This is a genomic window from Bacillus sp. J14TS2 (assembly GCF_018333015.1).
Lineage (GTDB): Bacteria > Bacillota > Bacilli > Bacillales > Bacillaceae_C > Lederbergia.
Genome location: NZ_BORE01000021.1, coordinates 70,836 through 86,040, shown reverse-complemented (window position 1 = coordinate 86,040; position 15,205 = coordinate 70,836). Strand labels below are relative to the sequence as shown.

At 40.0% G+C, this 15,205-nt stretch carries 12 protein-coding genes, 1 tRNA gene, 1 rRNA gene, 1 other RNA gene and 1 other annotated feature; of the genes, 13 read left to right on the top strand and 2 right to left on the bottom strand.

All coding sequences use genetic code 11. The annotated features are described in order from the left end of the window. Positions 1–113: ribosomal RNA gene (gene rrf / locus KI375_RS23970) — 5S ribosomal RNA — on the top strand; the annotation flags it as partial. A gap of 53 nt (positions 114–166) precedes the next feature. Here rrf and KI375_RS23965 read toward each other — a convergent pair. After that, positions 167–1,132, bottom strand: a complete 966-nt coding sequence (locus KI375_RS23965; protein ID WP_212975903.1) for a YaaC family protein — start codon at positions 1,130–1,132, stop codon at positions 167–169. Positions 1,133–1,242: 110 nt separating this feature from the next. Between KI375_RS23965 and guaB the strand changes: the two genes are divergently transcribed. The 6 genes from guaB to KI375_RS23935 all read left to right on the top strand — a co-directional run bounded on the left by guaB (position 1,243) and on the right by KI375_RS23935 (position 7,849). Further along, positions 1,243–2,709, top strand: coding sequence for an IMP dehydrogenase (gene guaB / locus KI375_RS23960; RefSeq protein ID WP_212975902.1), 1,467 nt, complete (start codon positions 1,243–1,245; stop codon positions 2,707–2,709). A 455-nt stretch (positions 2,710–3,164) separates the two neighbouring features. Then, positions 3,165–4,454: a serine hydrolase gene (locus KI375_RS23955; RefSeq protein ID WP_374706903.1), complete on the top strand. Its 1,290-nt coding sequence runs from the start codon at positions 3,165–3,167 to the stop codon at positions 4,452–4,454. Between the two features lie 109 nt (positions 4,455–4,563). Continuing rightward, a complete protein-coding gene (gene pdxS / locus KI375_RS23950; RefSeq protein WP_212975900.1) occupies positions 4,564–5,445 on the top strand; it encodes a pyridoxal 5'-phosphate synthase lyase subunit PdxS in 882 nt (293 codons plus the stop codon). A 1-nt stretch (position 5,446) separates the two neighbouring features. Next, positions 5,447–6,049: a pyridoxal 5'-phosphate synthase glutaminase subunit PdxT gene (gene pdxT / locus KI375_RS23945; RefSeq protein WP_212975899.1), complete on the top strand. Its 603-nt coding sequence runs from the start codon at positions 5,447–5,449 to the stop codon at positions 6,047–6,049. Positions 6,050–6,085: 36 nt separating this feature from the next. Further along, positions 6,086–6,304: a binding site (T-box leader), on the top strand. 44 nt (positions 6,305–6,348) lie between these two features. Then, entirely contained in the window at positions 6,349–7,623 is a 1,275-nt protein-coding gene (gene serS / locus KI375_RS23940) for a serine--tRNA ligase (protein ID WP_212975898.1), read from the top strand. A gap of 133 nt (positions 7,624–7,756) precedes the next feature. Continuing rightward, a tRNA-Ser gene (locus KI375_RS23935) sits at positions 7,757–7,849 on the top strand. Between the two features lie 80 nt (positions 7,850–7,929). Here the strand turns inward: KI375_RS23935 and KI375_RS23930 are convergent. Continuing rightward, the gene (locus KI375_RS23930; protein ID WP_212975897.1) at positions 7,930–9,213 is read right to left on the bottom strand and encodes a glycoside hydrolase family 18 protein; all 1,284 of its coding nucleotides are present in this window, start codon (positions 9,211–9,213) and stop codon (positions 7,930–7,932) included. Between the two features lie 192 nt (positions 9,214–9,405). Here KI375_RS23930 and tadA point away from each other — a divergent pair, with 192 nt between their 5' ends. The 6 genes from tadA (at position 9,406) to recR (ending at position 15,017) form a co-directional block, all read left to right on the top strand. Next, positions 9,406–9,939, top strand: coding sequence for a tRNA adenosine(34) deaminase TadA (tadA, locus tag KI375_RS23925; RefSeq protein ID WP_212975896.1), 534 nt, complete (start codon positions 9,406–9,408; stop codon positions 9,937–9,939). Between the two features lie 75 nt (positions 9,940–10,014). Then, positions 10,015–10,281: signal recognition particle sRNA large type (ffs, locus tag KI375_RS23920), an RNA gene on the top strand. A gap of 140 nt (positions 10,282–10,421) precedes the next feature. Beyond that, entirely contained in the window at positions 10,422–12,104 is a 1,683-nt protein-coding gene (locus KI375_RS23915; protein WP_212975895.1) for a DUF2207 domain-containing protein, read from the top strand. Positions 12,105–12,385: 281 nt separating this feature from the next. Continuing rightward, positions 12,386–14,068, top strand: coding sequence for a DNA polymerase III subunit gamma/tau (gene dnaX / locus KI375_RS23910; RefSeq protein ID WP_212975894.1), 1,683 nt, complete (start codon positions 12,386–12,388; stop codon positions 14,066–14,068). Positions 14,069–14,088: 20 nt separating this feature from the next. Then, positions 14,089–14,406, top strand: coding sequence for a YbaB/EbfC family nucleoid-associated protein (locus tag KI375_RS23905; protein ID WP_212975893.1), 318 nt, complete (start codon positions 14,089–14,091; stop codon positions 14,404–14,406). A 14-nt stretch (positions 14,407–14,420) separates the two neighbouring features. Next, on the top strand, positions 14,421–15,017 hold the full coding sequence (gene recR, locus KI375_RS23900) for a recombination mediator RecR (protein ID WP_207453003.1): 597 nt from the start codon (positions 14,421–14,423) through the stop codon (positions 15,015–15,017). Positions 15,018–15,205 lie beyond the last annotated feature (188 nt).

The window sequence follows — 15,205 nt, the reverse complement described above, 5'->3', positions numbered from 1 at the left end:
GGTGGCAATAGCGAAGAGGTCACACCCGTTCCCATCCCGAACACGGTAGTTAAGCTCTTCAGCGCCGATGGTAATAGGGGGCTTCCCCCTGTGAGAGCAGGACGTTGCCAGGCAAACGAAAGACACCTTCGTGAAGAGGGTGTCTTTTTTGATTTAGGCTTAATTATTAATCCATTATTGAATCGCTGCCTTCCCTAAGGTAACGTTCAATCAGAAAAGGTCCTTTTGCTTCCGTTATATCTAAGAAATCCCTAATAAAGGGGTAATCATCATTTGGAGTCGTTTTAATCAGTTCCATCCACCATTCTGTTTCATAACGAGAGATCATACTTAAATTATATAAAATTAAGTAGTGAATAAGCAGATCAGGCAAAAAGGTAAGTTCATGAATCGTGCTAGGCAACCAAAGTGATTCTTTCTCAATATGGTAGCGGAAAGGTGGGGTATTACCTATGCACTGATTAAGTGTCATATGTCCACCCGCATCATTTCCCCACTGTATATGTTTCTTACATTTATAAGTTAAGTACTCCTTCATACGCTGTCCATCCATATGATAAGAGTTCAATAACTCGGTTGGTAAAAGATAGGAATGATTATTTTTCTTAGGTAATTCAATCATATTAGCCTTGCCTTTGAAGAAGGAAAAACTCTCTTCTAATTCCACTATAAGCTTTAGCAGCTCTCCCATTTTAAATTTATCCCCTTCAAGGTGTTTCACGTGAAACATCCGTTCTGAAAAATAGGTGCATAAACCATTTTTTTGAACTTTCACTTCATCATCAAAAAACTTGTAATCCTTCTTTTTCCTCTTTCTGGTAGAAACTCCATGTGCAAGAACTGTCGTTGTATGGGGATAATAAGGATCAATGCTCAACAAACAAGCTTTTATTAAATGGATAAGACCATAATAAAGGAGAATTGGTCGGATCGATAATGTTGTTGTTGATGCCTGCTCGTAAAAGGCTTCCCCTTGTTCAAGATAATAAATGAACGAGTAACAATTATCATATGCTTTTGCGGAGGCTCCCTCTATCTTTAACATTTTGTATCGTTCGGATAAATAACTTCTTGCCTGAGTGGCAGAATGGAATCGTTGAATACGTTTCCATGTTAACTGTTTACTAATCAAAGTATCATCTCCAAATAATTTGAAAAATGGAACATCTGGTGTATTTCTTGACAGTCATATAAGCAATTGATAACCTACTAATAATATTTTGGGGCAGGAGGCAGGAAAATATGTGGGAATCTAAATTTTCTAAACAAGGTTTAACTTTTGATGATGTCCTATTAGTACCAGCAAAATCTGAGGTTTTACCAAAAGAGGTCAATTTATCGGTTGAATTAACGAATACTTTAAAATTAAATATTCCTGTAATTAGTGCAGGAATGGATACGGTCACTGAATCGAAAATGGCGATTTCAATGGCACGTCAAGGCGGATTAGGCATCATTCATAAAAATATGAGCATTGAGGCCCAAGCCGAGAGGGTTGATAAGGTAAAGCGTTCTGAGAGTGGTGTCATTAAAGATCCCTTTTTTTTAACGCCGGATCACCAAGTCTTTGATGCTGAGCATTTAATGGCAAAATATCGTATTTCAGGTGTTCCAATCGTAAATGACGAAAAGGAAAGAGTGTTGGTAGGAATCATTACCAATCGTGATATGCGCTTTATTCAAGACTTTTCTGTTCCAATTATCGATGTGATGACGAAAGATAACCTTGTAACTGCTCCAGTTGGGACATCACTTGAAGAAGCAGAAAATATATTACAGCAACATCGAATTGAAAAATTACCATTAGTAGATGATAAAGGTGTCTTGCAAGGGCTAATTACAATAAAAGATATCGAAAAAGTCATTGAATTCCCTAACTCGGCAAAAGATAGTCAAGGTCGTTTATTAGTTGGTGCAGCTGTTGGGGTTACGAACGATACAATAAAACGAGTTGAGATGCTTGTCCAGTCTCAAGTCGATGTAATTGTTATTGATACGGCACATGGTCATTCAGAGGGTGTTTTAAGAACGATTAAAGAGATTAGAGAGGAATACCCTGACTTAAACATCATCGCAGGTAATGTGGCCACAGCTGAAGCCACAGCGGCTTTATTTGATGCAGGTGCAGATGTTGTCAAGGTTGGAATTGGGCCCGGTTCAATTTGTACAACTAGAGTTGTTGCTGGTGTCGGAGTTCCACAAATTACGGCTGTTTATGATTGTGCGACAGAAGCAAGAAAAAGAGGAAAGGCCATTATCGCAGATGGTGGTATTAAATATTCAGGAGATATTGCAAAAGCTCTAGCTGCAGGAGGACATGCAGTTATGTTAGGAAGTATGCTGGCTGGAACTTCTGAAAGCCCAGGAGAGACTGAAATTTTCCAAGGGCGTCGTTTTAAAGTATATCGTGGTATGGGATCTGAAGGAGCAATGGAAAAAGGATCAAGTGATCGCTATTTCCAAGAAGATGCGAAGAAATTTGTACCTGAAGGAATTGAAGGCCGAGTTCCTTATAAAGGACCACTTGCAGATACAATTTATCAACTAGTAGGTGGTTTACGTTCTGGAATGGGATATTGCGGTGCACCAGACCTTCAACATTTCAGGGAAAATGCTCAATTTATTCGAATGACGGGTGCTGGTTTACGTGAAAGCCATCCACATGATGTTCAAATAACGAAAGAGTCATCTAATTACTCTCTTTCTTAATAATAAAAGGGCGGGACATTCCATTTTATATAGGAGTCCTGCCTTTTTTATTGTGAAGGAAATTATAAAATTGTCGCTTGTGGATAAGTTGAAATTTTGAGTTTTGTCATCCAGCTCCAGCGCCTAGCCCCGAGAGGCTCGCAGGATGCGAGTCCATCGGCGTTGCGCCAGGACGGCGCGAACTTAGCCGATGTTCTGCTTAATAACCTTGAACCTAGGAAGGGAAAAAGCCCCTTCCTAGGTTCAGGGACATTTGCTTGTCGGGGCTGATCAAGGCGCTTCCGCTTTTGTTCTTTGCCAAAATATCACAGTTTTGTAAAGTAGGCGTCATAATTTTCCTACTAAATTATGTTCAAATATGATAAAATGACAAAGGTGTACATAAAAGGTTGGAGGGCTTACATGTGAAAAGAAGACGGACCAAAAGAACGATTATTTTTTCTTTGATTCTTGCTATGATGTTTAGTTTATTACAATTACCAGGTCAGGCATATGCAAAAGATGAATTAGATATCCATGCAGATGCGGCCATTATTATAGAACCAACCACTGGAAAAATACTATATGCAAAAAATGAAGATGAGTCGCTAGGAATTGCCTCGATGACAAAAATGATGAGTGAATACCTTTTGTTTGAAGCGATTCAGGAGAAGAAGATTACTTGGGATCAAGAACAAATCATTAGTGCTTATGCCCATGAAGTATCCATCGATGCTCAATTGTCCAATGTTGGCTTGAACGAAGGAAAACCATACACCATTCAAGAATTGTATGAGGCTATGGCCATTTACTCCGCCAATGGAGCAACAATTGCGATTGCCGAGGCCATTGCTGGCTCGGAAGAAAAATTCGTCGATATGATGAATGAAAAGGCAGAGGAATTAGGGTTAGAAGATTATTACTTTGTAAATTCAACAGGTCTTAATAATAAAGATTTAAAAGGCAAACATCCTCAGGGAGAAGCTGATGATGAAAATTTAATGTCAGCAAGATCGACAGCAGCATTAGCTGCTAAGTTAATGAAAGATTTTCCAGAAGTGCTTGATACAACTAGTGTTGCAAAGAAGAAATTTAGAGATTTACCAGGAGAAATGAAAAACTGGAATAAAATGCTTCCAGGTTTAGAATTTGAATATGAAGGTGTCGATGGACTTAAAACAGGGACAACGGATTTAGCTGGACGCTGTTTTACTGGTACAGCTACTCGTGGTGATTTTCGAGTTGTTACGGTTGTAATGAATGCAAAGGATGATAATGGAGTAAGCAGTGACTATGGAAGATTTGGACAAACACAGAAAATGATGGAGTATGCTTTTGCTAATTTCTCTATGAAGGAGATCTTCCTGAAAGGCTATGAAATTAAAGGCCATAAATCTCTTGGGGTTGAAAAAGGGAAGGAAAAGAGCGTAAAGATCCAAACAGAAGAACCATTGAGCACGGTTGTGAAAAAGGGAGAAGAAGATGCGTATAATCCCGTCTTTAAGCTAGATAAGGATATGGTCAATAAAGATGATGAATTAACGGCTCCTATTAAGAAAAATGAACAAGTTGGTACATTAGTAGCTGAACCCAAAAGTGAAGCGGATTATGGATATTTGACGAAAGGCTTTGAACCAACTGTAAAAGTTATTACCACGAACGAAGTTGAGAAAGCTAATTGGTTTGTACTGATGATGCGTAGTGTAGGTGTTTTCTTCTCAGGCTTATGGACAAGCGTTTCAGATACGGTTAAAGGATGGTTTTAATAAGTATAGAATAGCTTCCCTGTATTGACAGGGAAGTGTCTTTATAGTTAACTAAATAGTAGAATTAATCCGATAGATATAATCAGATAAAAGCGAAGGGGATATATAAATGAGAACAGGAACCGATCGAGTAAAACGTGGCATGGCAGAAATGCAAAAGGGCGGCGTCATCATGGATGTTGTCAACGCAGAACAGGCAAAATTAGCTGAGGAGGCAGGAGCAGTTGCAGTTATGGCTCTTGAACGTGTTCCTTCTGATATTCGGGCAGCGGGCGGTGTTGCACGAATGGCGGATCCAACGATTGTGGAAGAAGTGATGAACGCTGTATCAATCCCAGTGATGGCAAAGGCTAGGATTGGCCATATTGTTGAGGCTAGAGTATTGGAAGCAATGGGTGTTGATTATATAGATGAAAGTGAAGTTTTGACACCAGCTGACGAAGAGTTCCATTTAAACAAGAAGGAATATACTGTTCCTTTTGTATGTGGTTGTCGTGATCTAGGTGAAGCAACTAGACGCATTGGAGAAGGGTCTTCAATGCTTCGTACAAAAGGAGAGCCAGGAACTGGGAATATTGTCGAGGCAGTTCGCCATATTCGTAAAGTGAATGCCCAAGTACGTAGAGTAGTGGCAATGAATGAAGATGAACTTATGACAGAGGCAAAATTACTAGGTGCACCATATGAGCTTTTATTGGAAATTAAGGAAAATGGTCGTCTTCCGGTTGTTAACTTTGCAGCGGGTGGTGTTGCAACACCTGCTGATGCCGCATTAATGATGGAACTTGGAGCAGATGGAGTGTTCGTTGGCTCTGGTATTTTTAAATCAGAAAATCCTGCTAAATTCGCCCGTGCAATCGTAGAAGCAACAACCCATTATAAAGATTATGGGAAAATTGCTGAACTATCAAAAGATCTCGGGATTGCGATGAAAGGAATTGAAATCTCAACCTTAACTCCTGAAAATCGTATGCAAGAGCGCGGGTGGTAAAATGTTAAAAGTAGGAATCCTTGGATTACAAGGGGCTGTTCGCGAACATGCTCAGGCTGTAAAGAACTGTGGTGCAGAAGCAATTGAAGTAAAATCAACGGAGCAGTTAGAACAGCTGGATGGTCTTATTCTTCCCGGCGGGGAAAGTACTACGATGCGTCGCCTGCTTGATAAGTATGGTTTTATGGAACCATTAAGGGCATTCGCGCATGCAGGAAAGCCCATTTTTGGAACATGTGCCGGTTTGATTTTATTAGCGAAACGTCTTTCTGATAAAGAAGATGCTCATTTACAACTAATGGATATAACTGTCGAAAGAAATTCCTTTGGCCGCCAAAAGGACAGTTTTGAAGCGGAAATAGCAATTGCTGGTGTAGCGGAGGATACAATGACAGCTGTTTTTATCCGTGCTCCTCATATAACAGAAGCTGGAGAAAATGTAGAGGTTTTGGCAAAATATGAGGGAAGAATTGTAGCGGTTAGGGAAGGTCCTTTTCTAGGTTGCTCTTTTCATCCTGAACTTACAGAGGACAACCGCTTAACCGCATATTTTTTGCAAATGGTCGAAGAATATAAAAAGAATGAAAGCAAAATTTGCAATTAATCCTTGCTTATAGTATAGTATGAGCAAATTTATATGGTCATGGCGTTGAAAGGAAATAGTAATAAAGATTATGTATCTTTAGAGAATCGATGGTTGGTGAGAATCGATGGTACGACTTTATGAATCCATCCTTGAGCAAAATGCTGAACTTTAAGTGAGTAGGCATTTTCGGTTTGAACCGTTATCGATGAAGTGGAAAGTAAAGTATATATACTTTCAATTTGGGTGGCAACGCGGGTAACTCTCGTCCCTTTCAGGGGATGAGGGTTTTTTTAATGTTGAAAAGGAGGAATGACGAAATGTTAGATATGAAATACTTACGCGAGCATTTTCCTGAAATTAAAGCGAAATTGAAGCACAGAGGAGAAGATTTAACAGATTTAGATCAGTTTGAGGCACTGGACCAAAAACGAAGAGAGACAATTATACGAGTTGAACAGCTGAAAAGTAAGCGAAATGAAGTATCACAGCAAATTGCAAAAATGAAAAGGGAAAAACAAAATGCTGATGAGGTTATTTTAGAAATGCGCCAAGTTGGTGATGAAATCAAAGGGCTTGATCAGATTTTACGAGAAGTAGAGGAAAAGTTAGGGGATTTGCTGTTATCTATTCCAAACATTCCACATGAAAGTGTACCAGTGGGAGAAACAGAGGATGATAATGTGGATATTCGCCAATGGGGAGATATCCGTTCTTTCGACTTTGAGCCACAACCCCATTGGGATATCGCCGATCAGCTCGGTATTCTGGATTTTGAAAGGGCCGCTAAAGTGACGGGCAGCCGATTTGTCTATTATAAAGGACTGGGTGCAAAATTAGAACGCGCCTTGATTAGTTTTATGATGGATCTTCACGCGGAAGAGCATGGCTATGAAGAGATGCTACCTCCTTATATGGTGAATCGTACGAGTATGACGGGAACAGGGCAATTGCCGAAGTTTGAAGAAGATGCCTTTTTAATTGAAAGCGAAGATTACTTCCTAATCCCAACTGCTGAAGTTCCTGTAACTAACTATCATCGGGATGAAATTTTGGATGGAAGTCAGCTCCCTTTAAATTATGTGGCTTATAGTGCTTGTTTTCGTTCTGAAGCTGGATCTGCCGGTCGGGATACGAGGGGATTAATACGTCAACATCAATTTAATAAAGTGGAATTAGTTAAATTTGTGAAACCTGAAGATTCTTATCAAGAATTAGAAATTCTCACAGGTCATGCAGAAAAGGTACTGCAGTTGCTTAAACTTCCTTATCGTGTCTTAAGCATGTGTACGGCTGATTTAGGATTTACAGCAGCGAAGAAATATGATTTAGAAGTTTGGTTACCAAGCTATAACACATATCGGGAGATCTCTTCTTGTTCTAACTTTGAAGCCTTTCAAGCAAGAAGGGCAAATATCCGCTTTAGACCGGAATCAGGTGCGAAGCCGCAACATGTGCATACCCTCAATGGTTCAGGACTTGCGATTGGGCGTACTGTTGCAGCTATTTTGGAGAATTATCAACAGGAAGATGGAACTGTTATTATTCCAGAAGTATTACGACCTTATATGAGAAATAGAGAAGTGATTAAATAACATTTAAACAGTCGTATATAAAACATTCCCGCTAGGTAGATACAAAAGCCTATCTAGCAGGAATGACTTCACAGTACAAAATATAATGGTTGACTTTAACTTTCGAACTTGATAAAATATTCTTTGTCGTAACGGAGGAATACCCAAGTCCGGCTGAAGGGATCGGTCTTGAAAACCGACAGGCGGGTTAAACCGCGCGGGGGTTCGAATCCCTCTTCCTCCGCCATACATGCATAAATTGGAGATTAGAAGCCTATTCTTATTGGAGCAGGGTTCTTTTTTTTATCATAAAATTGAGTTGCATCACTACTTTTTTACAACATGGAAGTTATCTGTAATTAATAACCAGTTTTGTGGGAAAGAAAGACCAAGTTTCCAATAGCTTACTCCCCTTAGACCTAATTCCTTTACTAGGTTAAATTTAGCTTGAATGGAGCGTGCATCTTCAAACCAAACTTCATGTCTTTTTCCCTCTTGATCGACATAATGAAAAAAGGGTGCTTGTGCTGTTTCATTGTATTGAATAGCCACTCCTTGTTCAGCAGCTATTTGAATAGCCTGCTGTGGGCTAATAGCCTTTGCTGTTGTTCCTTGAACAAATGGGAGCGTCCAATCATACCCATATAGGTTTTGTCCCATGAATATTTTTTCAGCGGGTATTTCCGATATCGCATAGTTTAATACAGTGCGTACAGAATTAATGGGTGAGACCGCCATAGCTGGACCACCGCTATATCCCCATTCATAGGTCATAATCACAACATAATCAACGATCTCCCCATGGGCCTTATAATCATGAGCTTCATACCATTCCCCTTGCTGAGTTGCACTGGTCTTCGGGGCAAGAGCTGTAGAAATCATAATTCCTTCTTGATGGAGCCGATCTCTAGCGATCCTTAAAAATTCGTTATAGGCTTCCCGATCTCGAGGATAAAGCCGTTCTAAATCAAAATGTACATCACCGAAGCCAACTCGCTTTGCTTCCTCGATAATATTATTCAGAAAGGTTTCTCGGACAGATGAATCCGTTAAAAGGGTGTGACCGAGTTCTGAGCTAAATTGTCCTTCTGCTTGATTAGCAATCACCATGACAAGCGTGTTTTGATTGGCTTCAGCGATCGCAGGAAATTGATTTAACAGTGGAGCAGTTAAGGATCCATCTGCATTCGCTAAATAAGCAAAGGGTGATAGATAGGTTAAGTAGGGGGCCGCTTGTCGTGCACTGTTTTCTAGTGCTTCTGATACTGTATTGCCAGATGGTTCTACATAAGCATTGAATTCGCGATTTGTTTTTGGTCCTTGTGGGATATATAAGCGCATCCCAATTTGTAGTACTTGGTTAACTGGAATTCCATTAATTCTTGCGAGCTCTTGAAAGGAAAGACCAAATTTTTGGCTAATAGAATAAAGACTATCTCCTTGCTGGACCCAATAAAATTGTCCATAAATTGGGATAACCAAGGCTTGGCCGACGACTAAATTATTTGGATTAGGCAGTTCATTTGCTTCGGCAATGATATTCGGATTAAGATCATAGCGAGAAGCAATCAAGCTTAACGTTTGATTGGCCTCTACAACATGAATTTGCATGATATGTCCTCCTACTATATTAAGGATCAAAGGCTAGGCTGCAACATGCCATTTTGGTAGGTCAGACAGACCTCACCTGTACGAAAACGTCCTGTTTGTCGCATGCCTTTGTGACCTGCATTTTGCAGGCATAATGTTGTACTATTCTATGTGGCGATATTGGCTAATAGACATAAAAGAAGGAGTAATTTTATGGATAAGCAAAGTGAAACATATATGTGGCAAGCAATCCAAGAGGCGAAAAAGGCTAGAGATATGAATGAAGTCCCCATTGGAGCTGTAATTGTATTAGATCAAAAGGTCATTGCAACAGCACATAATGTAAGAGAGTCATCGCAAAATGCTGTCGCCCATGCAGAAATACTCGCCATTGAAAAGGCATGTGAAAAATTAGGGACATGGCGATTAGAAGAAGCGGAGCTATATGTCACGCTGGAGCCTTGTCCGATGTGTAGCGGTGCCATTTTATTGTCTCGGATTAGGAAGGTGATCTACGGTGCGCCTGATCCCAAGGCCGGATGTGCAGGAACGCTTATGAATTTACTTGAGGATGAACGATTTAATCACCAATGTGAAGTAGTTTCAGGAGTATTAGCAGAGCCTTGTGGCCAACTATTAACAGATTTCTTTCGAGAGATTCGGGAGCGGAGAAAGATTGAAAAGCGGAGTGGAATAGAAAAGAAGCAGAACATTGAAACACCGAGGGAAATAGAGACTACTGATTAAACAAATAAATAAAATTATTGAAATGGAAAACCTCGCCATTGATTTCTATTTTGAAAAATTGTATACTTAATCATATCGTACTAGACGGGGAAGTAGCGGAGCCTTGTAACCCGCAATCCGCTCCAGCGGGGTTGAATCCCTTCTAGAGGCTGCCTGTACTGTAGGGTCTGCCTTAAGTAAGTGGTGTGGACACTTGGGTCCCGCGCAATGAGAATCCATGAACCATGTCAGGTCCGGAAGGAAGCAGCATTAAGTGGAAGCTCTCATGTGCCGCGGGGTTGCCTGGGTCGAGCTAACTGCTTGAGTAACGCCTATGGTATACAGTCGAAGGAAGGTGTACGACTTCATTTCGATCATAACAACATCCATTCACTTTTTAACAGTGAGTGGATTTTTTGTTTTTCAAAAGATGAAACCATTCTTCGATTTAATCGTATGTAATAGAAGAGAACTATGAAGAAAATCGTGTTAGGAATGATAATATGAATCGAAAAATTCTTTCCAGTTTAATCGTTTTTCTTATCTTGTTATTTCCGATTAAAGTGGGAGCAGTCGACTTCTCTGTTCCCAATGTCATGATTGATGCCCATTTACAGAAAAATGGAGATGTGCATGTACAAGAAAAACATACTTATCAATTTAAAGGTAAATTTAATGGCATTACCCGGGAAATATATCCAAAAAAAGGTGCGGAAATAACGGATTTTATAGCGAAAGAAGACGAAAAAACGCTAAAAGTGGAAAAAGACCATGAGTTATATAAGATCCATCGAAAGGGTAATAAGGAATCAGTTGAGATCACCTTAGATTATGTGATTAACAACAGTGTAGACAAATATGAAGATGTAGCAGAATTTTATTGGCCATTTTTCGACCAACGAAATGAAACAGATTATGGAAATATGCAAATTACTATTCATCCGCCCAGTGCGACAGAGGATGTTATTGCCTTTGGTTATGACCAAGCCTTTAACAAACAAAGTATCCAAACGAATGGAATTGTCGAATATTCTTTGGGGGATGTTTCATCAGGAGAAAATGGCGATATTAGAGTCGCATACTCTTCCAATTTATTTGCAGAAATGGCGATGACCTCATCAAAGGAAATGAGGGAATCACTAATACAGGAAAAGGAAAATTTAGAACATAAAGCAGAGGTATTTGCAGAGAATAAGGAAAGATTCGCCTCTGTTTCCAAACTGATGCTCCCGGTTTTCCTACTTTTATTTGTTGCTTTATTCGGATGGGAATATATTAGCAAGAAAAGGAAAAGCAGCTTAGTTAGGGAAGCATTAAAAAGAGATCAGCCCATTATTCCTGATGAGAAGATGAGTATGCCCGCCACAATATACTATACACTTGATATGACAGCCGTTCATGTTCCAGCTGCCTTGCTTGATTTAGTGCGAAAAGGATTTGTTGAACAGCGATCAGAAAGCGAATTTAGAAGAATTCATGCTGATGCTGAGTATGAACATGAAAGAATTTTACTGACATGGCTGTTTGATGAACTAGGTGAAAATAACGATTTTAATATAGAAAATCTTGAAGACTTCATTAAAGAAGAAAAAAATCTTCCAGCCTATCATAAACGTCTTACGGAGTGGAGAGCAGCCATAAAAAAAGAAGTAAAAGAAGCAGGGGTGCGTGAAAAGAAACCTATTTACCGGTCAATCTTTGGAGTTCTTTCTGTCGTGTTATTAGGCGTATGGATTGCAGCTGTCTACTATGAAGGGATCCCGATGTTTCTAACAGCCTTTATATTATTTTTGGTTGCCGGTTTTACAGCGATTTTTTATCGCCCCCTTTCAAGCAAAGGACTTTATATTAAAGAGGAATGGACACGATTGTTAAATAGGCTAAACAAAATAAAAAGTGCTGATTGGCAAAAAACGTCAGATGATGATCGGATGAGGGTGATGGTTTTTGGAGCCAATGGAAAGTATGCAAAAGAAGGAAAAACGCAACAATGGCAAGAAGAATTACAAAATGTTGATTCCTCTTCCATGAGTTATTCTTACTTTACTGTCCCAATGCTATATGGTGCCTTTTTCCAAGCTGATCAAAAGTATACCGACTATAGCCAAAGTTCTTCAGGAGGCTCTGTCGGTGGCGGAACTGGCGGAGGTGTCGGCGGCGGAGGCGGTGGTTCAGGCGCCTTTTAATAGAAATGGAGCAACGATTAGGAAGTGGTCCCATCCATTAGGGTGATCACCACAACTTAGCCGTTGCTTGCTCTGTTTATATTCGAAAAGGCTGGTGAAAATAGGCACTGTGAACTCCTCGGTTCCTTTTATAGTCCTTTTTGAACATTCGCTTAAAACATTTCCCTTCTCTTTTTGTCAAACCTATCCAAAATAAGGTATAATAGAAAGATGAATAAGGGTTATTTTATATATACCAATGAGCCGTCGAAATAAAACAGGGAAAGAAGGAGAGAGCATAAATGTATCAAGCGTTATACCGTGTTTGGCGACCACAAACGTTTGAAGATGTGGTGGGGCAAGAACATGTGACGAAAACTTTACAAAACGCTCTACTCCAGCAGAAAACGAGTCATGCATATTTATTTTCTGGTCCAAGGGGAACAGGGAAGACAAGTGCCGCAAAAATATTAGCTAAAGCCGTCAATTGCCAAAAAATGCCAGTTGCAGAACCTTGTAATGAATGTCCTGCTTGTTTAGGGATTGCCGATGGATCGATACAAGATGTGATTGAGATTGATGCTGCTTCGAATAATGGTGTGGAAGAGATTCGCGATATTCGAGATAAAGTGAAATATGCACCTACATCTGTATCCTACAAAGTCTATATCATTGATGAGGTACATATGCTTTCTATGGGTGCTTTCAACGCCCTATTAAAGACTTTAGAAGAGCCGCCTAAGCATGTCATCTTTGTTCTGGCGACAACTGAACCCCATAAGATTCCTTTGACCATCATTTCCCGTTGTCAGCGTTTTGATTTTAAACGAATAACGGCGCAAGATATAGTTCAAAGAATGATCCATATTGCTACAGAATCAGGGTTACAGTTTGAAGAAAAGGCACTACATGTCATAGCTCAAGCCGCAAGTGGCGGGATGCGCGATGCCTTGAGCTTACTGGATCAGGCTATTTCTTTTAGCACCGATCGAGTGACAGTGGAGGATGCCTTAACAGTTACAGGATCTGTTTCCCAAAATTATTTGAATAAGCTTGTTCATGCAATTCATGAAAAAGACGTTTCTGAATCCTTGACGATCCTTGAGAAATTGGTGTTGGAGGGGAAGGACCCTAGTCGCTTTATCGAAAACTTAATTTTATATTTCCGTGATCTTTTACTATATCAGACAGCCCCTACTCTTGAGGAATCATTGGAAAGAGCTACGTTGGATGATGACTTTATTGAGCTAGCCAAGACTATACAGTCAGACAAGATTTATGAATATATGGATGTGTTAAATAAGACACAACAAGATATGAAGTTTTCAGATCATGCTAAGACCTATTTGGAGGTTTGCCTGGTGAAATTGTGTCAAACAAAGACACAAACGAATCTTGAACATCTAGATGGAGTGCAGGAATTACTTGCAAAAATTGATAAGCTTGAGAAGCAAGTGGAGGATTTAAAAGTAAATCGACCAGCTCAGGAAGAGCAGTCCCAAGCACAACCAGCAAAAAAGCCGATGCGCACTAATAAAGGTTTTCAAGCAAATACAAGGAAAATTCGTGAGATATTGGGTGAAGCGACACGGGAAGATTTGAATACTGTTAAGAGCCAATGGGGAAATCTCCTTGAGCAACTGAATAATCGACAAATGCGATCACAGGCAGCTCTATTAATGGATGCAGAACCTGCTGCAGCCTCACCGACTGCCTTTGTTATAAAATTTAAATATGATATACATTGCAAAATGGCCATGGAAAACACGAAGTTTTTAGAAGTGACAGCAAGTCTTATAAAAGAAGTCACCGGAAAAAATCTTCAATTTGTAGGCGTACCTGAACCACAATGGCTAGAGATTCGCGAGGATTTTCTACAACATCAGGATCATGAGCAAGACGAAGAAGGAGAAGAGACTCCAGATCCGCTTATTCAGGAAGCTGTAAAGCTAGTTGGAGAAGACTTAATCGAGGTTAAAAATTAATTTGAAGGGAATGAAAGCATATGCGTGGAATGGGAAATATGCAAGGTATGATGAAGCAAATGCAAAAGATGCAAAAGAAAATGGCTCAAGCTCAAGAGGAATTAGGTGAAGAACGGATTGAAGGAACAGCTGGTGGTGGAATGGTCACTGTGGTTGTTTCTGGTCATAAAGAAGTGCTGGAAGTTAATATTAAGGAAGAAGTCGTTGATCCAGAGGATATAGAAATGCTTCAAGATCTTGTTTTAGCTGCAGTAAATGAGGCAATGAAACAAGCGGATGAATTAACAAATCAGACGATGGGGCAATTTACTAAAGGAATCAACCTTCCTGGATTCTAGGGGGTTAACTGATTATGCATTATCCTGAACCAATATCCAAGCTGATTGACAGCTTTATGAAACTGCCGGGAATTGGGCCCAAAACAGCAGCCCGCCTGGCATTTTTCGTTTTAGATATGAAGGAAGATACGGTCCTGGACTTTGCCAAGGCACTTGTCAATGCAAAACGAGATCTAGGTTTCTGTTCTGTTTGTGGGCATATTACCGATCAGGATCCTTGTTATATTTGTCAAGATTCAAAGCGAGAACGAAGTGTTATCTGTGTTGTACAGGAATCAAGAGATGTGATTGCCATGGAAAAAATGAAGGAATATCATGGTTTATACCATGTTCTTCATGGCTCCATCTCGCCAATGGAGGGAATCGGGCCTGAAGATATTAATATTCCTGATTTATTAAAAAGACTTCAAGATGAAACAGTTCAAGAAGTAATCTTAGCAACGAATCCTAATATTGAGGGAGAGGCAACGGCTATGTATATTTCTCGTTTACTTAAGCCTTCGGGCATCACAGTCACACGAATTGCTCATGGACTTCCAGTTGGTGGCGATTTAGAATATGCAGATGAAGTAACATTATCCAAAGCATTGGAGGGACGTAGAGAAGTGTAAGTTTTCTTTACGGATGTCCGCAGGATAGGAAGTGCTCGTGTAAACAAAACGACAGTACATCATGAACTTAGCCTTTCTTCCTATATTAAGGCGCTTGCGCTTTTGTTCTTGTTAAGGAAACTATAAAATTGTCGCTCGTGGATAACTGCTTATGTCGCGGTCGACATCCAGCTCCAGCGCCTAGCCCC